The sequence below is a fragment of the Bacillus sp. FSL R7-0672 genome (assembly GCF_038601465.1).
Taxonomy (GTDB): Bacteria; Bacillota; Bacilli; order Bacillales; family Bacillaceae; genus Bacillus; species Bacillus pumilus.
The window spans coordinates 2455819-2477275 of the sequence record NZ_CP152010.1; the positions used below are offsets into that span (position 1 = coordinate 2455819).

Annotated in this window: 23 protein-coding genes and 2 other annotated features; of the genes, 1 reads left to right on the plus strand and 22 read right to left on the minus strand. The window is 42.3% G+C overall.

Features of this window, described 5'->3' with window-relative positions; all coding sequences use genetic code 11:
- Positions 1-15: 15 nt before the first annotated feature.
- From pheA to MKY18_RS12540, 20 genes are all read right to left on the minus strand, one after another.
- Positions 16-894 (minus strand): prephenate dehydratase, encoded by an 879-nt coding sequence (pheA, locus tag MKY18_RS12445; protein WP_034661622.1) that lies wholly within the window; start codon positions 892-894, stop codon positions 16-18.
- Positions 895-912: 18 nt separating this feature from the next.
- Positions 913-1356 carry an ACT domain-containing protein gene (locus MKY18_RS12450; protein WP_003216269.1) on the minus strand — a complete coding sequence of 148 codons (444 nt, stop codon included), beginning with the start codon at positions 1354-1356 and terminating at the stop codon, positions 913-915.
- Between the two features lie 55 nt (positions 1357-1411).
- Positions 1412-2698 (minus strand): GTPase ObgE, encoded by a 1287-nt coding sequence (obgE, locus tag MKY18_RS12455; RefSeq protein WP_012010757.1) that lies wholly within the window; start codon positions 2696-2698, stop codon positions 1412-1414.
- Positions 2699-2728: 30 nt separating this feature from the next.
- Positions 2729-3313 carry a sporulation initiation phosphotransferase B gene (locus tag MKY18_RS12460; protein WP_012010758.1) on the minus strand — a complete coding sequence of 195 codons (585 nt, stop codon included), beginning with the start codon at positions 3311-3313 and terminating at the stop codon, positions 2729-2731.
- A gap of 255 nt (positions 3314-3568) precedes the next feature.
- Positions 3569-3853, minus strand: a complete 285-nt coding sequence (gene rpmA / locus MKY18_RS12465) for a 50S ribosomal protein L27 (protein ID WP_003216586.1) — start codon at positions 3851-3853, stop codon at positions 3569-3571.
- A gap of 12 nt (positions 3854-3865) precedes the next feature.
- Entirely contained in the window at positions 3866-4204 is a 339-nt protein-coding gene (locus tag MKY18_RS12470; RefSeq protein WP_044140003.1) for a ribosomal-processing cysteine protease Prp, read from the minus strand.
- A 14-nt stretch (positions 4205-4218) separates the two neighbouring features.
- Complete coding sequence (gene rplU, locus MKY18_RS12475; protein ID WP_003216781.1) at positions 4219-4527, minus strand: 50S ribosomal protein L21; 309 nt, start codon at positions 4525-4527, stop codon at positions 4219-4221.
- 12 nt (positions 4528-4539) lie between these two features.
- Positions 4540-4612, minus strand: a sequence feature (ribosomal protein L21 leader region).
- A 66-nt stretch (positions 4613-4678) separates the two neighbouring features.
- Positions 4679-5548 carry a M50 family metallopeptidase gene (locus MKY18_RS12480; protein WP_265208119.1) on the minus strand — a complete coding sequence of 290 codons (870 nt, stop codon included), beginning with the start codon at positions 5546-5548 and terminating at the stop codon, positions 4679-4681.
- A complete protein-coding gene (locus MKY18_RS12485) occupies positions 5541-6332 on the minus strand; it encodes a M23 family metallopeptidase (RefSeq protein WP_044139999.1) in 792 nt (263 codons plus the stop codon). Before MKY18_RS12485 ends, MKY18_RS12480 begins: the two co-directional genes overlap by 8 nt.
- Before the next feature lie 312 nt (positions 6333-6644).
- Positions 6645-7448 carry a septum site-determining protein MinD gene (minD, locus tag MKY18_RS12490; protein WP_003216504.1) on the minus strand — a complete coding sequence of 268 codons (804 nt, stop codon included), beginning with the start codon at positions 7446-7448 and terminating at the stop codon, positions 6645-6647.
- Positions 7449-7450: 2 nt separating this feature from the next.
- Complete coding sequence (gene minC, locus MKY18_RS12495; protein ID WP_034661644.1) at positions 7451-8134, minus strand: septum site-determining protein MinC; 684 nt, start codon at positions 8132-8134, stop codon at positions 7451-7453.
- Between the two features lie 54 nt (positions 8135-8188).
- Positions 8189-8707 carry a rod shape-determining protein MreD gene (mreD, locus tag MKY18_RS12500; protein ID WP_217012257.1) on the minus strand — a complete coding sequence of 173 codons (519 nt, stop codon included), beginning with the start codon at positions 8705-8707 and terminating at the stop codon, positions 8189-8191.
- Entirely contained in the window at positions 8704-9603 is a 900-nt protein-coding gene (gene mreC, locus MKY18_RS12505; protein ID WP_003216396.1) for a rod shape-determining protein MreC, read from the minus strand. The genes mreD and mreC overlap by 4 nt, the downstream gene beginning before the upstream one ends.
- A 27-nt stretch (positions 9604-9630) precedes the next feature.
- The gene (locus MKY18_RS12510; protein WP_003216532.1) at positions 9631-10650 is read right to left on the minus strand and encodes a rod shape-determining protein; all 1020 of its coding nucleotides are present in this window, start codon (positions 10648-10650) and stop codon (positions 9631-9633) included.
- A 90-nt stretch (positions 10651-10740) separates the two neighbouring features.
- Positions 10741-11415: a DNA repair protein RadC gene (gene radC / locus MKY18_RS12515; protein ID WP_044139998.1), complete on the minus strand. Its 675-nt coding sequence runs from the start codon at positions 11413-11415 to the stop codon at positions 10741-10743.
- Positions 11416-11463: 48 nt separating this feature from the next.
- Complete coding sequence (locus MKY18_RS12520) at positions 11464-12033, minus strand: Maf family protein (RefSeq protein ID WP_065098531.1); 570 nt, start codon at positions 12031-12033, stop codon at positions 11464-11466.
- 177 nt (positions 12034-12210) lie between these two features.
- Positions 12211-13230, minus strand: a complete 1020-nt coding sequence (locus MKY18_RS12525) for an SPOR domain-containing protein (protein ID WP_106065691.1) — start codon at positions 13228-13230, stop codon at positions 12211-12213.
- 168 nt (positions 13231-13398) lie between these two features.
- Positions 13399-14118, minus strand: a complete 720-nt coding sequence (locus MKY18_RS12530; RefSeq protein ID WP_126740772.1) for an A24 family peptidase — start codon at positions 14116-14118, stop codon at positions 13399-13401.
- A gap of 147 nt (positions 14119-14265) precedes the next feature.
- On the minus strand, positions 14266-15570 hold the full coding sequence (locus MKY18_RS12535; RefSeq protein ID WP_342497528.1) for a folylpolyglutamate synthase/dihydrofolate synthase family protein: 1305 nt from the start codon (positions 15568-15570) through the stop codon (positions 14266-14268).
- A gap of 65 nt (positions 15571-15635) precedes the next feature.
- Positions 15636-18278: a valine--tRNA ligase gene (locus MKY18_RS12540; protein ID WP_342497529.1), complete on the minus strand. Its 2643-nt coding sequence runs from the start codon at positions 18276-18278 to the stop codon at positions 15636-15638.
- A 59-nt stretch (positions 18279-18337) separates the two neighbouring features.
- Positions 18338-18567, minus strand: a binding site (T-box leader).
- A 168-nt stretch (positions 18568-18735) separates the two neighbouring features.
- Between MKY18_RS12540 and MKY18_RS12545 the strand changes: the two genes are divergently transcribed.
- Positions 18736-18924 carry a hypothetical protein gene (locus tag MKY18_RS12545; protein WP_003216497.1) on the plus strand — a complete coding sequence of 63 codons (189 nt, stop codon included), beginning with the start codon at positions 18736-18738 and terminating at the stop codon, positions 18922-18924.
- Positions 18925-18970: 46 nt separating this feature from the next.
- Here the strand turns inward: MKY18_RS12545 and ysxE are convergent, their stop codons facing one another.
- Both ysxE and MKY18_RS12555 read right to left on the minus strand, forming a co-directional pair.
- Positions 18971-20002: a spore coat protein YsxE gene (gene ysxE, locus MKY18_RS12550; RefSeq protein ID WP_217012258.1), complete on the minus strand. Its 1032-nt coding sequence runs from the start codon at positions 20000-20002 to the stop codon at positions 18971-18973.
- Between the two features lie 37 nt (positions 20003-20039).
- Complete coding sequence (locus MKY18_RS12555; RefSeq protein ID WP_113767504.1) at positions 20040-21305, minus strand: LysM peptidoglycan-binding domain-containing protein; 1266 nt, start codon at positions 21303-21305, stop codon at positions 20040-20042.
- Positions 21306-21457 lie beyond the last annotated feature (152 nt).

Sequence of the window (21457 nt, forward strand, 5' to 3'; positions counted from 1 at the left end):
GTCCCTTATAGGACACTATTTTTCATTCGTTAGTTCATATGTTTGGTAGCTGCCGAGCAATTTGACTTCACAGCCAATCGCTTCTAATTCCTGAATCGCACCAGGGACAAGGACATCATCCATTTCTTTTTCTATATCTATAATAAATAAATAGTGTCCAAGACCAGTTTTTGTTGGACGAGATTCAATTTTTGACAAGTTGAGATTTCGCCAAGAAAAGGCAGATAACACGCGGTGCAATGCACCTGATTGGTCATCCTTTGGCAGACTGACGACAATGGTCGTTTTTGGCTTCGATGAGAACCCTGCATTCATTGGGAACGATGCTTTAGGATCTTTATGTAAAATAACAAAGCGTGTATGATTGTGCGGATAATCATGAATGTCTTTTTTTGCAATCGTTAAACCATACGTTTGTGCGGCAATTTCATTCGCAATGGCCCCAGCAGCCTCATCCGGATGCTCACTGATATATTTCGCTGCATAACCTGTTGATTCAACTGGACGATGCGGAATATCCGGGTACTGCTTTTTCAGAAATTGATGACACTGGGCAATCGCGTGCGGATGTGATTGGATCACATCTAATGTCTCCCAGCTTTCCGCTCTTGATGGGTGGACAAGCAAATGCTGCCGAATCGGTGCTGTCATTTCACCAACAATGGACAGCGCTTCTTCATGAATTAAATAATCAATCGTTAAGTTCACAGATCCTTCGAGTGCATTTTCAAGTGGAACGACCGCCAAATCGACTTCGCCTTTTGACACAGCATCCATACATTGCGGAATCGTTGCATAGGCACGCTGCACTGCATCTGCTGGAAAGCAAGAGCATACGGCCAAATGAGTAAATGTTGCCTCTGGTCCAAAATAACCTACAGTTAATTGCTTCATCTGCTATGATCTCTCCTTTTACGCCCCAGAACCTAGAATTTCAACTTTTTCGACAAATTCAAGTTTTCTTAATTGATTCATGACTGTATTGATATCATCTGCCATACCAGCCGTGCTAATGGATAGGGTGACATTTGCTCTTCCTTGCAGCGGAATCGTTTGGTGAATGGATAACACATTACAGCCAGAGTCAGCCACAATTTGAAGCAGTCTTGACAGAGCCCCAGACCGATCCTCAAGGTGGAAAAACAATGTGATGATCTGCTCTTTCACCATCGTATAAAATGGAAAAACAGCATCTCTGTATTTATAAAAAGCACTGCGACTTAAATCCGCTTGTTGAACAGCATCAGCAACTGAATCCGCTTTTTTGCGATCGAGAAGCTTTTTAACTTCAAGCGTTTTTCGCATCGCATCTGGAAGGACATCCTCTCTTACTAAATAGAACGTTTCTTCTTTCACCTGTTTTCTCCCCTTTTAAAAACGGGAGAGCCCATGGACTGGACCCTCCTTTTGATCAATCAATAAATTCAAATTCAAATTCAAGCAGACGAATGATGTCGCCGTCTTGTGCACCACGCTCACGTAAGGCATCATCGACGCCCATTCCGCGCAGTTGTCTAGAGAATCGTTTCACGGACTCATCTCTTGAGAAATCTGTCATCTTAAACAGTCGCTCAAGTGCTTTACCCGTTATGACAAATGTACCATCAGGATCTCTTGTGATCTCAAATGGTGCATCTCCCTCATCAAACCTGTACATTACGCGGTTATCAGACAGTTCCTCTTCATTATAAAGCGGGAATTCCGGTGTTGTTTCAAGCTGATTGGCGATTTCAAATAAAAGCTCACGAAGCCCTTCTCTTGTGATCGCACTAATTGGGAACACTTTATAGTCATCCGTTAATTTTTCTTTAAATGCCGCTAGATTGTCAGCTGCATCTGGCATGTCCATTTTGTTCGCTACAATGATTTGTGGACGCTCAGTCAATCTCATATTGTATTGCTCAAGCTCTTCATTAATCGTCACATAATCTTCGTACGGGTCACGTCCTTCAAGTGCTGACATATCAATGACATGGACAATGACACGTGTCCGCTCAATGTGACGTAAAAATTGATGACCTAAGCCAACGCCTTCGTGCGCGCCTTCGATCAGTCCTGGCAGATCCGCCATGACGAAGCTTCGGTTATCATCTGTTTCGACAACTCCTAGGTTCGGCACAAGCGTTGTGAAATGATAATCCGCAATTTTCGGTTTCGCAGAAGAGACAATTGAAAGCAGCGTCGACTTCCCGACACTTGGGAAACCAACAAGCCCAACATCTGCAAGTACTTTTAATTCTAAGATGACGTCACGCTCTTTACCTGGCTCGCCATTTTCAGAAAGCTGTGGTGCAGGGTTTGCCGGTGTTGCAAAACGTGAATTTCCTCGTCCGCCTCGTCCGCCTTTTGCAATGACTGCCCGCTGTCCATGCTCTGTTAAGTCTGCGAGTACTTGTTCCGTCTCTGCATCCGTCACAACTGTACCGGGCGGAACTTTGACAATCATTTCTTCCGCATTTCGACCATGCTGGTTTTTACTCATTCCGTGCTCGCCGCGATCCGCCTTAAAATGGCGTTTGTAACGAAAGTCCATCAATGTTCTAAGTCCCTCGTCTACTTCAAATACAACATCTGCACCATTTCCACCATCGCCGCCAGCCGGTCCACCTTTTGGCACATATTTTTCACGACGAAACGCCACCATACCGTTTCCGCCGTCACCGCCTTTAACATACACTTTAACCTGATCTACAAACATAACTTCCTCCGTTTCTCTGCATCACATATCTCATTCTTGCCTCAAACAAAGCTCGATCATGGACTCATGACTTGTCACATGAAATTGAACTACACTCATACATGGATAGTTTGCGTCATGAAACGCATTTAACGCATCCAAACTTGTTAATTTTCCTTTGAAATCAAAATATAAGACCACATCATTCTCTTCATGATCTGTTTGGAACGTGACCGTTAAATGATTTTCAGTTTTTTGGCAAACTGATTGATCGAATATCGAAAACAACTCCTGTGATACCGTTAGCAGCTGCGATTCATATGCTGATAAGTCTCGGGTTTCACCAAGCACTTCATATTCTAAGGTGATAAAATGCGACTCCCAATTAAATGTTAGAAAGTAATAGGCCAATTGGGGAATTTTTAAATTTGAGAGTTTGGATTCATGCTGTGCTTCAATGACCATTTCTTCTATAATTTCAAACACACGGTCATATTTTTCTAATGTCAAGTTGCCCTTGATCAGCTGCAATTTATTCATCCAATCATGTCTTGAACGACTGAGCAGATAGATCAATTCATTTGTTAATGCAACGTGAGTTAATTTTTCGTTTTGTTTACTTGATATCTCTTCCATTATCGCACTCCCAATCGTTTGGTCTCTCTTTTAGGAGTCTTATCATCACTATGTCTCCCTGAATTATAACAGAGAAGACAGCATAGAAAAACACTAGTTATGTGAGGAAAGGTTGTTTTTTCTGATCTATAGGAGAAAATGAGGCAAAGTCAGCAAACGTTCTTTGATATTGATGGAGTGCATCTTCTTTTTCATCTTCGATACTACTTGTAAAAAGTGAAAAAAACTCCAGTCAATGACCGGAGTTTTTAGCAATTATTGTGCCGCAGGATATACGCTCACTTTTTTACGGTCACGACCGAAACGTTCGAATTTAACTGTTCCGTCGATTTTAGCGAAAAGAGTGTCGTCGCCTCCGCGTCCAACGTTTTCACCTGGATAGATTTTCGTTCCACGTTGACGATAAAGGATAGAACCACCAGTTACGAATTGACCATCAGCACGTTTAGCGCCTAAACGTTTAGACTCAGAGTCACGTCCGTTCTTTGTAGAACCTACCCCTTTTTTAGATGCGAAAAATTGAAGATCTAATCTAAGCATGAAGTTCACCTCCTATTTTTTTGTAGATATTCTCACATAATCGTGATAATCTCGTTCGATTGTTTCTAAGGAAACGACCATGCCTTCTAAAAGCAGCTGGGCTTTTTCAAAGGATACTGGATCTGTATCAGCTGGCAATTCAAAAGAGAAATAGCCGCCTTCCTCGCCAATATCGAGCAGAGGGTCCAATCCTGCCAGTGCAATAATTGAATTGACTGAGCCGAAAACAACAGCAGATACTCCTGCACAAACGAGATCCTGACCTTTTTCAGCAAACTCGGCATGTCCAGTCATCTGAAAAGACGTAATGCTTTCATCTGCTGCCGACCGAGTAATGGTTGCTTTGATCATATCACTCACACGCCTTAAGCGTTGATTTTTTCGATAACAACTTTAGTGTAAGGTTGACGATGACCTTGTTTCTTGTGGTTGTTTTTCTTCGGTTTGTACTTGAACACAGTAATTTTCTTACCGCGACCTTGTTTTTCAACTTTAGCCGTTACTGTTGCTCCAGCAACTGAAGGGTTACCCACTTTGACAGTGTCTCCGCCGACAAACAATACGTTTTCAAAAGTTACTGTTTCACCTGCTTCAGCAGCTAGTTTTTCAACATAAACAGTTTGACCTTCTTCAACTTTTACTTGTTTACCACCAGTTTCGATAATTGCGTACATCTCTGCACCTCCTAATAAACTCAGACTCGCCGAATACAGGGGGCCTTAGGCTCTTTACACCTGCTTCGCGCGGTTGTAGCACGGGTGCTACATATCCATAACATTAAAAAATATATCAAATTAGACGCAGAATGTCAACGTATTTTCATCACTAGTACGGCAAAAGAAGCTCTTCCATTGAGGAGGTGGTTCTTCGATCTGAAAAATACGCATGAAGCAGTTCATTTTCGTCAAGCTGGCTCATTTTCACGCCATCTCTTTCAATAATAATCGGATGCTTACAGCCTCTTTGGAATCGCGCCATGACTTCATATACTTTTTCCTCAGCGCTCGCTCTCAGCGGAATCAGCTTTTCTACCTTTTGCTCTTTTTTACCGTAATAACGTTCTAGTAAAAAACGAACCCTGACATAATGCCGCTGCCGGTACTCCATCACGAGTGAATAGGCTAAAAAGGTGAGCAGCACCCAGCCGTTGAATTGAAGCGGCGCAAACAAAAGTAATCCGCCTGTCAACAGACTAAAAAAGACAAGGGAGCCTTTTATGGCAAGGGCATGTGCACGTTGGAAAGGGTAATATGCTGATAAGAGCAAAAAGAATAATTTCCCGCCATCTAGCGGCCAAATCGGCAAAAGATTCACAAGGAAAATCGCCATATTATAAAAAGTGAACATCGTAAAAATGTCGTGTGAAATAAGAGAAGCTTCCATGAAAAACCACGCCATTAGCTGGAGCGGTACATGCTGGAGCGGCCCGCATAAAATGACCGCCAGCTCTTCCTTTAGCGGGCGGTTCCCATGCTCTTCTACTTCTACCGCTCCGCCAAACGGGAGTAGAAAAATCCGCCGAATGCGCCAATGATAATAGCAAGCAGCCGCTGCATGTCCAAGCTCATGGACAAAGACGATAATGAGCAGACAAAGCAGCGGCTTGATTTGACCAGAGAGGATCGCAAACGCCATCACAATCCACAGCAGCGGATGAATGTGAATTTTCGTCAGCATGATCAGCCATCTATTCAAAGGTCATCACCTGAATAGGATCGATAAACTGTTCATTTTGCTTAATGGCAAAGTAATATGTGCCCTTTCCTTGATCATCAAGTGAGATCTGGCCAATTTTCTCACCCTTATCGACAAAATCGTATAAGGCCACATTGGCTTCCTTTAATTGACCGTACCAGCTATAGCTGTTATCCGCATGCTGCACGACCACTGTCAGCCCTGTGTCACTTTTCTTTTTCACTTCTACTACATAGCCTTCCTTCATACTGTCAATCGCTTCAGCCGATGTTTCGACTTTGACACCTGCTCCATTTTGCGTAAAGGATTCCTGCACTTTTCCAGAAGCAGGTACGGCCAGTTCTTGGTTCGCTTGTACATCTTTTTGGTCTTCCTTTTTGTCTGTTAAAAAGGCAAGGGGGTTTCCAACTGTTTTCTCAAACCAGCGATTGGCAGCAGCAAATTGAAAATCTTGCTCAAAGGTCTGCGTAATGATCGGCTTCAGCTGCTGAAACGGCCCTGCCTGACCTTTAAATGAAATGGCTGCAATCAACACAAGAGACGCAGATAATAAACATTTCAGCACAAAGGCATTGGGGTTAAATAGCGGATGCTGATATTTCTTCGGCTGATGAGACGACGATTCAAAGGAAGACGACCCTGAATGCTTTTCTTCCTCTGTCAGCATGACCCATGGAGGGATATCTTCTTTTTTCTTAAAAGTTGTCTTCTTAGATGGAGCAGCTGACTGCTTCGTTTTGCGGCGCTGCGCGATTTTCTTTCGGTACTCGTCCACTCTTTTCATGAGATCACCCTTTACATACAAACAGTTTGTACATTTTATGTGACGACCTCATCTGATATGCAACAAAAAGACCGATTCTGATCGAATCGGTCTTAGATTGTTGACAAAGGGCTAAAATGATGTTTATTTTAGCCCTTTGTCTTCTTTTCAGCGTGATAGAAAACCTTTGAAGTCTAGGAAGGGCGAGCACTGGCGCAGAGCGAATTGAACATTCGTGAGCACCAGCGCGCAGACCTGACAACGAATGCGAGGGTTTGTCTACACGCTGAAACCGATTCTGATCGAATCGGTCTCATCTTACCTGAATGTTTATTAAGCTCTTACACCAAAAAATGCTTTCAGCTTAGCAAACATTCCTTTGTTTTCATCTTCAAATGATTGAAGTGGAACAGATTCGCCTAGTACGCGGCGGGCGATATTACGATATGCAATCGAGACTTTATTTTTAGCATCCATGACAATCGGTTCACCATTGTTTGAAGCCTTAATCACGTCGTCATCATCAGCGACAATGCCAAGAAGATCAATCGATAAGTGATGGACAACTTCATCCACATCCATTGAATCGCCACTTTTCGCCATGTGTGTACGAATACGGTTGACTATCAAACGAGGTGGTTCGATATCTTCTTGTTCTAACAAGCCGATGATACGGTCGGCATCTCTCACAGCTGAGATCTCAGGCGTCGTCACGACAATTGCCTTATCTGCACCAGATACAGCATTTTTAAAGCCTTGCTCAATTCCAGCAGGGCAATCAATGACGACATAATCAAAGTCTTGTTTCAATGATTGAATTAATTCTTTGATCTGCTCTGGTTCTACAGCCGTTTTATCGCTTGTTTGAGCAGCGGGTAAAAGATACAAAAGATCCTCGAAACGCTTATCTTTTACAAGCGCTTGGTGAATTTTACATCTTCCTTCTACTACGTCGACTAGATCATAAATAATGCGGTTCTCAAGCCCCATCACGACATCTAAATTCCGAAGGCCAATATCGGTATCAACTAGACACACCTTTTTCCCTTGAATTGCTAGTGCTGTGCCTAAGTTTGCAGATGTTGTTGTTTTGCCAACGCCGCCTTTTCCTGAGGTAATCACAATAGCCTCGCCCAATTTCACATTCCTCCCTCAAGCCTTGTCAGATTAGGTCTTATATGAGCCAATTGCTGCAGGCGTTCAATGATCATGTTGCCATCTATATCTAAATAAGCACATTCCATTTCATTTCCATCTTCTTTTTGATCTGGTGCACGGTTAAACACTTGTGCGATGCGAAGCTGTGTTGGAATCATACGAGATGCCGCAATGACAGCTTGTTTATTCCCATTACATCCAGCATGTGCCACGCCTTTTAAAGCGCCGAGCACAAAAATATTCCCCCCTGCACGAATCGTTCCGCCAGGATTGACATCTCCTATTAATAAGAGATCTCCTTCAACATACAGTACCTGTCCAGAGCGCACAATTTTGGCTACAGAGGTAATTTCGGCCTCTGCTTTTAATCGTCTCGCCTCTTCAGTTGACATGACGTCACTTTCAATAGAGTGAATGACGAGATGTTCATTTTCAGAGACTGCTTCAGTCAAACGCATTTCCTGATCCTCTGTTAAATACCGAAAACCAAGCTTAATATGCACATTAACCTTATGACCTTCCCTTCCATCTGTATATTGCTCAAGTAAAAGAACCTCTCGCAAGCCAGAAAGAAGGTCATCAAACGAACAGTCATCATTTAACTGTAATGTTAATCCGTTTTTTGTACCTTTTATTGTCACATATTGCTGTTTTTGAGTTTTCAAGATGCTCACCTCAACAACATACTCATTTCGCCGTATTTGGACAAACTCCTGCTTTTATTCGTCGATCAGTCCTTGTTTCATATTGATGAAAAAGAGCCTAAGCGGTACAACAAGTATGAGAGACGCAGCAGTATTTAAAAGAATCGTTGGAATAAAGCGTTCGATGACATACGTATTAAACGGCATAATCCCTGGTTGAATTGTCGCTTGAACGCCGTATACATAAAACTCCATCACAGAAACAGCAATAATCGACAGAAAGACGACCACTAACATATTCGTTTGCAAAACTTTAAAGGCTTTCGCTAGCAAATAGCAGAGCGCTCCAAAGCCAAACATATGAACACCAAGTATGCCTGTATACGAAATATCATATAAAAGTCCAAAGATAAAACCGAAAATCACACCATATTTTTGATTCACAAAAGCCGTCATAAATACAAGTGCGAGTAAGATGAAATGAGGAGCTAAAATTTGATTGTCTGTAACAAATGGGAGCTTCACTAGATCGACAAAAATACTGTCAAATACGAAGATAAACAACATGACGAAAGCAAGAAGGACACGTCTCACGAGCCTTCCTCCTTCGTCAATTCAGATGCATCTGCCGTACTTGAGCTGCGGTTCACCACAATCACGCGGTCTAAATTGTTGAGTTCAGCCGCTGGTTCTACATAAATGATTTTTGTCAGGCCGTAATGATCTGGCTCGATTTCACTCACCTTACCAATCGTCAAGCCTTGAGGGAATACGCCCCCTGCTCCAGATGTTTCAACAAGATCTCCTTTTTTGACATCTCCATCTGCATCAGATTTCAGAATATTCATTGTCAGCATTTTTTTCTTACTGTCGTAGCCGTTAATAATTCCGTTGAGTTCTTCTTTGCCCTTTTTCGCAAAAATTTTCGTTGAAATTCTATTATTTTGGTCAGTAGAGCTTAGCAACCTTACAGTCGAAGTAAAATTGTTGAGCTTATCACTTTCAATTTTCCCAATTAACGCACCACTCTCATTTGTGACCGCCATATCTTTGTCAACGCCTTGTTTTTTCCCTTTATCAATCATGACAAAGCTATCCCAAAGGGACGGGTTTCTAGCGATAACCGTTGATAGAATTGGCGTATAATCACGAATAGAGTTCACATAACCGAGCTGCTTGCGAAGCTTTTTGTTCTCATCTTCTAGTTCTTGAAGCTTCGCCTCATATTGGGTTTGTCCATCAAGTTTTTTTCGAAGACGTTCGTTTTCATCGTATGTGTTCTTTAAATCTTGTACGTTCCCATAAATACCGGCGATAAATTGTGATGGTTTATGAAAGACACCTTGAAAAAAGCCTGTCGTATCCCCCACTAATTTTTCCGGCCATGAAGCACCTCTGCCGCTTTTCACTGAAAAACCAATCATGGCCACCAGTACGATGACACAGACAAGGAGCAACATTAATCTTTTATTCATAAAAAACTGCGGCATGTCTTACACCTCTTTATTTACGCCCGATTATCGATTATCTTTTGATTTTCCTTTGAACAAATGAATATGCTCTAGTGCTTTTCCTGTTCCGATTGCCACACAGTCAAGCGGGTCTTCAGCAATAATGACTGGCATCTTCGTTTCATCACTAATGACTTTGTCAAGATTACGAAGCAATGCACCGCCGCCAGTTAAGACGATTCCACGGTCCATAATATCTGCTGCCAGCTCAGGCGGAGTTTTTTCAAGTGTCATTTTCACCGCATCAACAATTGTTTCCACTGTATCGCGAAGCGCTTTTGCAATCTCATCTGCTGTAATCGAGATTGTTTTTGGCAGACCAGTTAAAAGGTCACGGCCCCGAATATCCATTTCATCATGTACATCAGGCTGCGCAGAACCGATTTCCATTTTAATAGCTTCTGACGTACGATCACCGATCATCAGATTATACGTTTTACGGATGTAGCTACTGATCGCATCATCCATTTCATCTCCTGCCACGCGGATTGATTGTGATGTCACAATACCGCCAAGAGAAATAATGGCTACCTCTGTTGTACCGCCGCCAATGTCAACAACCATACTTCCTGTTGGCTCCCATACAGGCAGGTTAGCACCAATCGCCGCAGCAAATGGCTCTTCAATCGGGTATGCGTCACGTGCACCAGCTTGTCTTGTTGCATCAATAACTGCACGCTCTTCTACAGCTGTAATACCAGATGGTACACATACCATCACGTAAGGTTTACGAGCAAAAAGCCCTTTGCCTTTTAATGCTTGATTAATGTAATATTTCATCATTGTTGCTGTCGTCTCGTAATCTGCAATAACTCCGTCTTTCATTGGGCGAAGTGCCACAATATTACCAGGTGTACGGCCAATCATGTTTCTCGCGTCATTTCCAACCGCCACTATAGACTTCGTATCAGTTTCCAAAGCTACGACCGAAGGTTCTCTTACAACAATGCCTTTCCCTTTAATAAAAACAAGCGTATTCGCTGTTCCAAGATCTATTCCAAGGTCTTTTGTACCAATTCCAAACATATGTATGTATCTTCCTTTCTTAAACCAAAATTCCCTTTAGGGAAAAACTCATAAACTCTATTATATCGTAAAACATTGAAAAAAAAAGTGTTACAAATACCCTTTTTCCTTCAAACTCACAAATTTTTGATCACCTATGACCAGATGATCAAGCAGCTGTATTCCAATCAGCTTTCCACATTCAAAAAGTCGTTGTGTAACTTCAATATCTTCCCTGCTGGGCGTCGGATCTCCAGATGGATGGTTGTGCACACATATAAATGAAGCGGCCGAACGTTTAAAGGCCTCTTTGAAAATTTCACGCGGGTGAACGATGGATGAGTTCAGACTTCCAATAAACACAGTATGTTTATGAAGAACTTGATTTTTAGTATTCAGATATAAACAAACAAAATTCTCCTGTTGTAAAAACCTCATATCTTCCATCACAAAATTCGCTCCGTCTTCTGGTGTGCGGATCACATAGCGGTTATCCGTCGTTTGATGGTGTAATCTAGTGCCGAGTTCTAAAGCAGCTAAAAGAGAAATCGCCTTCGCCTTTCCAACTCCTCGAATCTTCGACATTTCTTCAATTGAGGCTTCTTTTACAGAGCGAAGACCGCCAAATGTTTGCAGAAGTCTTGCAGAAATTTGGAGAACTGATTCTTTTTTTGTGCCTGTTCTTAGAAGGATCGCAACAAGTTCATGATTTGACAAACTGCTGGGTCCGTATTTGATAAATCGTTCTCTCGGTTTTTCATCATGAGGGAGATGCTTTAGCAGCATAGGGAAATCGTTCAGGGTGACCACTCCTTTTAGAATTCCTTCCTGTCTTCAAAAAGGGGTGATTCCAAAGGTTTCAAGCACTCTGACTATTTTCGCAATAGGTAGACCGACAACGGAAAAATAATCACCATCTATTTTTTGAACAAACAGTGCGCCTTTCCCTTGAATGCCATAGCTTCCCGCTTTATCAAGGGGTTCACCCGTATCAATATAGCGGTCTATTTCATTTTGAGTCAGCGTCCAAAATGTCACTTCTGTCTGTTCATAAAATGTTTCTTTTCTATTCTCTGACTGAACCGTGACACCCGTCAAGACTTGATGTGTCTTTCCTGATAATAATTGAAGCATAAAAGCCGCTTCTTTCTTATCTTTTGGTTTCCCAAGACATTTGCCGTCAATTGCAACAATTGTATCTGCACCAATGACCACAGCTTTGGGATTTAATCTTTGAATATCATTTGCTTTTTGTTCTGCCAACCATTGGACGTTCTCAGCAGGGGAAAGGTTTCGATTTATTTCTTCTTTTAAATGACTTGCTTGAATGTCATAAGAAAACCCTGCTAGATCAAGCAATTCTTTTCTTCTAGGTGATTGCGATGCGAGAATCAATTGGTTCATGTTTGTTCATCCTTTCAGGGTTTAGCCTAAGAAGTAAGATACCCATTCATCCTAGCAAATGTACATCTTACCGACAATTTACGAAAATTCATTTTTCATGTACCTTCATCATTATGTTGGATGCAAAAGAAAAAAACTAGTCATTTTTTGACTAGTTTCGTTTCTTAAAAAATGATTTTACGTATTTAATTGATCAAGCAATGCCTGCTGAGATTTCCAGCCGTTTTCAGCGGTTGGGTCATTTAATAGCTGCACAGCTTTCAGCAAACTGCTTTTAGCCGGTGCATCCTCTGTTTTGGCACTTTCAAGCTCAGAAATCAGCTGCGTGACTTCCTTTTGATCCACTTCATCACCTGCAATTACTTTGGATGATAATACAGATGCCTTTTCTATTAAACTAGTCAGCTCATCCGGTACTTGAAATGAGAGCTCCTTTCCTCCCCACGCCTCAAAGTGCTGATCAATCAATTTCTTCCCTACAGCGCTTGTCATCCCCTGCTCTGTCGCAAGCCCGGCAATGACATAATATCCATCATCCATGGAAATCTTTTTCCCTGCATACCCTGCATCTTTTAAACTGCCAACTAAGTCATCTGCTCCTTTTTCAGAAGAGAATTTCCCAGCCTGTACAACAAAGGTTGATAAACTGCCAGAGGCACTTTTTTCATCTTTGTTCTCTTTTGATTCATCTGTAGTACCTGCATTCGGTGCATCCCCACCAGCTTTCATCGATGATTGATTTTCAGAACCAGATGCCGAGACACTGATATCTCCACCTGAAGGATTTGGTGTACCATCTTGACTTAAACTAAGCGCAAACACCCCAAGGCCTGTCCCAAGAACGACCGCAAACACAATCGTTGTCATCACTCTCTTGAAGGGACCGCGATTTTTACCGAACTTCTGATCAAAGGAGCTTTTTTTCTTTTGATAAGGTGTGACGACTTTTGGATCAGAATGATAAATATGATCAGCAGCATCATCCCACTGGAAATCTTCTTCTTTCGGTTTAGACGAATCTTCCTGAGAAGCCGCTGTCTCCTGTTCCGAATGTCTCTTTTCCTCCCAATTCGAAAACGTCACTTGATCCTCTTGCTGTTTTGGCGGCTGATGATCATCTTCATGTACCATTTCTTCCTTGCCATTAATATTGACCTTTAGACCTTGTTTTTTTGCCTGCCTCTTTTTCACTGTCATTCCCCGCTTTCTGACATGTTTGTAAGAAAGACCTTTCTGTCCAATGAATCAGCGCGAATTTAACCCGTCCTTCTTTCTGTTTCACACTTTACCATAGCAGTAAAAAAAAAGAACAAGACTTTTGTCGGCAGGGCAAAAAAGTGTTCGCCAATTTTTTCACCCCTTCGACTAGCCAAATAAAAACAAGACAGGAGCACCACAGAGATACAGCAAAAAAGAAATAGTGATCGAAGGAACAAAAGGGAATGGCTCGTTTACTCGAAAGGAAAAGACCCTTGCATAAACCATTCCAGCGATACATGAGAGAAAAAGCATGAGAAGGAACGGCTTGAAGCCAAAGCAAAACGCAAGCACACTGAATAGCTTCATATCAGCTCCGCCCATACTATTCGGCTTAAAATAATCTAAACTAGAAAACAAAAGAATGCAAAAAATCAGAGAAGCCGCCCCTTCCCACCAAATAAGAAGCGGTTCCAACGTGCGGTATATGACGAAAAGAGGGAAAAAGAAGAGAAACAGCTCGTTCGGTACCCTCATATAGAGAAGATCACTCACGACAGCAATCACGAATAAACTACAAAGAATCACAAGAAAAAGACCTTCAAACGAAAAACCAGCGATCCTATAAATGAACAAAAAAAGACCGCCTGTCAGCAGCTCAACCATTGGATATAGCCTAGACAGCCGAATGCCGCAATGTTTACAAGACCCTCTCCATACAGCATAAGAAACGAGCGGAACCATCTCGTGCAGGGATAGCGGCTGTTTACAGGCTGTGCAGTGAGATCGAGGGAAGAGAATAGATCGCTTCACTGGCAGTCTTTCGCCAACAAGATGAAAGAACGACCCCATCGTGATGCCTGCAAGAAACAGAAAAATCTCAATCATATGTGGTGCTCCTTCCGGTAATAAGATAGACTGGATTTTACCATGACCCTACCCACTAAAGCATCTAGTGAAAATATGATTTTCCCCCTCTTCCACATATAAAAAGAAAAAGACGCAGAAGGCATCAAAGCCATTTGCGTCTTTTCGTTACCCGATCATACGATTTCGTATATCTGAAATAAAATAAAGAGAGCCCGTCACAAGGATCACCGCTGAAGGATCATCACTTTTTTTCTGAATGAACTCAAGCACTGTACGAGGGTCATCATCATAAGATTTTGCCTCTAACTGACTGCACGCATAAAGCTTTTCCGCTGATTCAGCTCTTGGAAAATCAAATGAAACAAAATGGATAGAGGAACTAACTGTTTCAAGCTTTTGAATCATTTGCTTGTACGGCTTATCTTTTAAAGCACTAAAACAGACATGTACTTGTTTACTAGAAAAATGGGCTTGCACGGTTTCAATTAAACGGTCGATTCCTTCTTCATTATGAGCGCCGTCTATATACACTGGTGGATGATCTTTGACTTTTTCAAATCGCCCAGCCCAAACAGCATGCCGAATACCTTCATATACCTGCTCTTCTGTCACGCTAATATAGCCTTCTTGCTCCAGCCATTCAATGAGTAGAACAGCATGGGAAGCATTTTGCTGTTGATGCGTTCCGATTAACCCTGTTTCAAGCTCCGGATACTGCCTTTTTGATGTACTTAACGTAAATCGTTCTCCTGTTTCTGTTGGCTGCTGATGACTGAAGGTACAAGTATCCTGTAATGAAATGCATTCCGCCTTCGTTTCTTTTGCGATGTTTTGAATGACCGCAAGTGCTTCCGGTTGATGAACTGCGGTGATCATCGGAATACCCTCTTTGATAATGCCCGCTTTTTCAGATGCAATTTGTTCAAGTGTGTCACCTAGAATCGCCATATGATCATGACCAATCGACGTAATCGCTGTTAAGATAGGTACGGCAACATTTGTTGAATCAAGTCTTCCACCAAGTCCTGTCTCTAATAGGACAAAGTCTACTTGCTGCACATCGGCAAAATAAGCAAACGCACATGCGGTAATGATTTCAAACTCTGTTGCTGCGCCAAGCTCTGTTTGATCTAACTCATCAACAAAAGGCTTGATTTTATTCACCAAACTCAGCCATTCTTCATCCTGTATAGGTGCTCCGTTCACGCTGATTCGTTCATTGAACGTTAAAATAAACGGGGAGGTGAAGGTGCCGACTGAATAGCCTGCTACCTGTAAAACGGAACGAGTAAACGCAATCGTTGAACCTTTTCCATTTGTACCTGCAACATGTACCGCTTTTATGCGTTGTTCCGGATGGCTTAGTTTGTTCATCAGCCACTTCATTCTTTCAAGACCCGGTTTTACACCAAAGGCCAGTCTACTGTGAATCCACTCAATGGCTTCATGATAGGTTGTAAACAATGTCATCTCTCATTTCATCCGAAATTTTCAAAAAAGACGACTCCATTTTGTTAGGAGCCGTCTTTTCAACCTTATGCTTTCAGCTCTTCAATACGCTTTTGAACAGCTTCGCGTTTTGCGACATAGTCACGTTCTTTCGCACGCTCTTCTTCTACGACACTTTCAGGCGCTTTTTTCATAAAGCCTTCGTTGCCAAGCTTTTTCTGGACGCGCTCTACTTCTTTTGTCAGCTTATCAAGTTCTTTTTGCAGACGAGCGATTTCCTCATCTAAGTTGATTAAGCCTTCAAGCGGCAGAATGAGCTCTGCTCCAGAAATAACAGCCGTCATCGCTTTATCACTAGCTGGAACATCTGTACCAATTTCAAGTACACTTGGGTTCGTAAAGCGTTCAATATATGAACGGTTTTTCTCTAAGCGTTCCTGCACATCAGATGTAGAAGCTTTAATGTAAAGCTCCACCTGTTTGCTCATTGGCGTATTCACTTCACTGCGGATGTTACGAACAGAGCGGATGAGTTCCACAAGCAGTTTCATATCAGCAGACGCTTGTTCGTTTGAAAGCTCCGGTTTCACCTTAGGCCAAGACGCTACAGTAATCGATTCACCTTCGTGCGGAAGATGCTGCCAGATTTCTTCTGTTAAGAATGGCATGAACGGATGAAGAAGTCTCATCGTCTGATCTAATACGTACGCAAGGATCGAACGAGTCGTTTTCTTCGCTGCTTCATCTTCTCCATAAAGCGGAAGCTTCGCCATCTCAATGTACCAATCACAGAAATCATCCCAAATGAAGTTGTATAAATGTCTGCCCACTTCACCAAATTCATACTTGTCAGCTAGCTGTGTGACACTTTCAATCGTTTCATTTAAGCGAGTTAAAATCCATTGGTCAGCAACTGATTTTTTTCCAGTTAAATCAAGCTCATCATACGTTAAGCCATCCATGTTCATTAAAGCAAAACGTGATGCGTTCCAAATTTTGTTCGCAAAGTTCCAAGTGGATTCAACCTTTTCAAAGCTAAAGCGAAGATCCTGACCTGGTGAGCTTCCAGTTGCTAAGAAATATCTTAATGAATCTGCACCGTACTTGTCGATGACCTCCATTGGATCAATTCCGTTACCTAGCGACTTACTCATTTTACGTCCTTGCTCGTCACGGATCAGCCCATGAATCAGAACGTCTTTAAACGGTTTTTCTCCTGTGAATTCAAGACCTTGGAAGATCATGCGAGAGACCCAGAAGAAAATGATGTCATAGCCTGTAACAAGCAGGTTTGTTGGATAGTAGCGCTTGAAGTCTTCACTATCTGCATCCGGCCAGCCCATTGTCGAGAAAGGCCAAAGCGCTGAACTAAACCATGTATCAAGCACATCGTTATCCTGTTCCCAGTTTTCTATATCTTCTGGTGCTTCCAGTCCAACGTATACTTCTTTCGTTTCTTTATGATACCAAGCTGGAATGCGGTGTCCCCACCATAGCTGACGAGAAATACACCAGTCACGGATATTTTCCATCCAGTGTAAATACGTCTTTTCAAAGCGGTCTGGAACAAATTGAACTTGGTCGTCCCCATTTTGAAGGTTAATGGCTTCGTCTGCCAACGGCTGCATTTTTACAAACCATTGAGTAGATAAATAAGGTTCAACGACAGCTCCGCTTCGCTCACTATGACCAACTGAATGCATATGGTCCTCAATTTTGAACAAAATACCCTCTTCTTGCAAATCTTTAACAAGCTGTTTACGGCATTCAAAGCGGTCCATTCCTTTGTATTGCAGTGCATTTGCATTCATTGTGCCATCTTCATTCATGACAAGAATACGCTCTAGATCATGGCGATTTCCAAGCTCAAAGTCATTCGGGTCATGAGCAGGTGTAATTTTCACAGCTCCTGAGCCAAATTCCATATCGACATAGTCATCAGCAACGATTGGAATCTCGCGTCCTGTAATTGGCAAGACCACCGTTTTTCCAATCAAATGCTGATAACGTTCGTCATCAGGGTGCACGGCAACGGCTGTATCTCCGAGCATTGTTTCAGGTCTTGTCGTCGCAATTTCAATTGAACCCGTGCCATCTGAAAGTGGGTATCTTAAGTGATAAAACGCGCCTTGAACATCTTTATAAATGACTTCAATATCAGAAAGTGCCGTTTTCGTCGCTGGATCCCAGTTAATGATGTACTCTCCACGATAGATAAGCCCTTTTTCATACAATTGAACAAACACTTGGCGTACCGCTTTATTCAGACCTTCATCTAATGTAAAACGTTCACGTGAGTAATCAAGACCAAGTCCCATTTTCGCCCACTGACTGCGAATAAAGTCCGCATATTCTTCTTTCCATTTCCACGTTTCTTCCACAAATTTCTCCCGGCCAAGGTCATAACGGCTTACGCCTTCTTCGCGAAGCTTTGCCTCAACCTTTGCTTGGGTCGCAATACCGGCATGATCCATTCCTGGAAGCCATAGAACGTCATAGCCCTGCATCCGCTTCATACGTGTCACGATGTCTTGAAGTGTAGAATCCCACGCATGCCCAAGGTGCAGTTTTCCTGTCACGTTTGGTGGAGGAATGACGACTGTATATGGATCTTTCGTTTTGTCATTTTGTGCTTCAAAGAATTTTCCTTCAAGCCAGTACGTATAGCGGTCTTTTTCAATCGCATTTGGGTCGTACTTTGTTGGCATTTCTTGATTATTTGTTTCCATTTATGTAACCTCCACATTTTTTCGGCTGATGAAACATAAAAAAAGCCTTTTCATCCTTATAAAAGGACGAAAAAGCTTTTTCGCGGTACCACCTTTTTTCATGGAACACATAGACGTGTCCCATACACTCTAAAGGATAACGGGGTTCTCCCGAATTTCTCTACTTGTTCATTCAAGAAATTAAGCTCACAGGCGACCTTCCAAACAAGTACATCCTAGGAAACCTTTCAGCTCATGGTCTCCCTCTCTTTAGGGTCTTGCTTGTACTCTTCCTGATCCACGCTTACGATATATCACGTTCATCAGCACATACTCATCTTTTATTTATATTACTAAATGCCTTTTGTTTTCGTCAATCATCTTTTCCGCTTTTCTTCTTCTTTATACAAATTGGGCAAGCACCCTTTGCCTTTTTGCCCATATGATAATAACAAAATAAAAAAGGAGGGCGTTTGCTTTGAAAAAGATCAATCCTTACACACTTCCCCCCTGGCTGAGACAAATTCGGGCAGTGGCCTCCCAAGTCGTTCTCCCGATTGCGATATTTCAAGGGTTTCGTACGATCATTTTCCCCACAACATTTGACGTCCTCATCCTAGGTATTCTCATTTTTCTCGCCTGCGCCTTTCACCTTGATTGGTTTTAAACACTCGCGCTTATGTACCGGCCAATATGAACACAAAATAACCTCGTCATTCCGCTGATGACGAGGCACTTTGTTCTTCTTCAAGCCGTCTAGCCTGCTCAATCTCGTGAATTTTCATGACGGTCGGCTCTGAGTTTTTCATCTGCCAATACGCTCTTAACAGCTGTTGGCAGCTTTCCATCTCATCCTGCCCGCCTGCTTCATAGGTTTTAACTGTATCAAACAGACCTTGCGGATAAGCAAGGTAACTAAGAAACAAATGAAGCTCTTCCTCCCGAAGAGGATTTCCTTTTTGGTACGTATAAAACAAGGAAGTGCATTCAGGACAAGACGTGGGATAGGTTTTGAATGTCCGAAAGTAAAAGGTCAGAAGGTCATAAATGGGGGCGGCTTTTTTAGACCGCTCAAAATTGGTGAAATGTCCTGTACCCACATCATTATACAAAAAGTGATGAATCGACAGTTGCCCATGATTTAACACAACACGAGTTGTTTCTTTATCTTTCATTTCTTCATGCCAATCTTCTAGTCGTTCAAGGGCAAATTCGCTGGCAGACATCGCCTCTGAAAAATACATCGCAGCAGCCAGTTCAAATGGCGACATATACCAAGTCTGCTCTGCCCGCTCTATGAATCGTTCATACATGTCTTTCTCTGTTTCCCATTTGGTTCTGATTTGTGTGTAGTGCGCTTCGATCTCTTGCTCTGTGATATCCATCATCACTTCAGTCCGCTTATGAAGTCTTGCAATCTCTTGAAATAAATATTCATGTTTATCGTCCTGCTCTTCTCTCTTTTCATTCGTCAGCCAAGGCATGAGATAGTATGCGTACTGGCTTTCACGATGACTTGAGAAAAAAGAACCGCTCTTCGTCCGATAAATCGGCACAAAAGAGCGATAGCCCTTTGATTCTAGTTCAAGCATTTGCTCTGTAAACTGCATATGTCGACTGGCTTTTACTCGCTTTAAGGCAAATACGCCCTGCTTTGTATACACTTTGACGACAGCAGGACTGACAGGTTCAATGTATTCCGCCTCAAGCCCGTATTCATATAGGACAGATTGGATCTCATCCACGTTCACTCACCACATTTTCTTGATCGGTCATCTCTTGTTAGGCATTGCTTTTTTGATATTCAGGAATATAAAGAATCTGCCCTTCTTCAAGCTCCGCATCCATCGATAATGAGTTTGTGCGAAGGAGCTGCTGCACATTCAACTGATATCTCTCACAAATACGATCGACCGTATCTTCTTGCTGAACTATACATATTTTCATGCGAGAAAAATCTTCCTCCTCCTGCTTAGCAAACAGCTTTGTTAAATAAAGAGAGTTTTCACTGCCAGACGTTTCTCTCACGTCTTCTTCAAACTCCTCTTCTTCTTGAGCTGACTCATATACTTTTGGTGCTTCTCGTTCATATAACCGTCCGAGCTGGTACGTATCATCTTGCGCCTCTTCCTCTTCCACGTGATAAGCGGGTGATTCAAATACTGGATACGGCTGAACCGTTTCTTCCAGCTCTTCAGCTGCTTCGGGATCTTTTCTCACTTCCACCTCAAAGAATGTATCCTCCCGTTTCTCTTCTTCTAAGAGCTTAGGCGGTTCAAAAAATGGTGGTTCTTGCACCTGAGCTTCAGGTAAGGAGCGATAACCAAGCGCCACTTCTTCTTGGCTCTCCGTTTCCTCCCGTTCTTCCGATTCTTCCAGTTCTTCGGTTTCTTCTTCCCTACTCACCAGCTCTATCTCAATTTCTTCTTCCTGCTTTTCTTCTTCGGTGCGCGTGTCATGCTGTAATACAGCCTGATCCTCATCAATCTCACGTTCATAGTTTTGTAGCTCTTCTTGCTCTTCATCTTCTGGCTGCAGCTGATAATCGTAGGTCACGTCGCCATATTCTTCTTCAGAACGATGAACAAATTCATACGGCTCCTCTACAGGCGCTTGAGGCGTTTCCTCGTCTAAAAGACCCTCAATCGCTAGATCAGCTTGAATGGTCAGCAAACGATTTTCTGTCAGCTGGTAATCAAACGCATCAATAAACACAAACACATCATTTAAATGACTGATTTTGTTTTTAGGAATAGTGATATCGACTGGGAATTGATGCAGAAGCTCCGCCGTCCCGTCTTCTCTGACCTTCACCTCATCAGCTTCTCTGTATGATGCATAGGAACTCAATTCACCCAATAGCTCCTCTTGATTTATGTTGTATTCTCCTGTTAGCTCGAGTGAACCTCTAATCGAAACATAATCATTCACTTCTTGAACGAGAATGTCAGGATCGAGAGAAATAGACAGCAGCTCACTGACTTCCTGTCCGCTTTTGAAATAGATTGATTCTTCTACTGAAAACTGTAATCGATTGTTTTGAGACAAGTCGGTGTCCTCCTTTCATCTAATCCTTCAAAATAAAATTAGATGTCAATACAGATGTATGTGAGAGGCAGTGAAAATATGATTGGTTTTCAGCAACACAAAAAAGCCGATATGTCTCCATATCGGCGCAGCGTGTAGTCAAACCCTCGCAT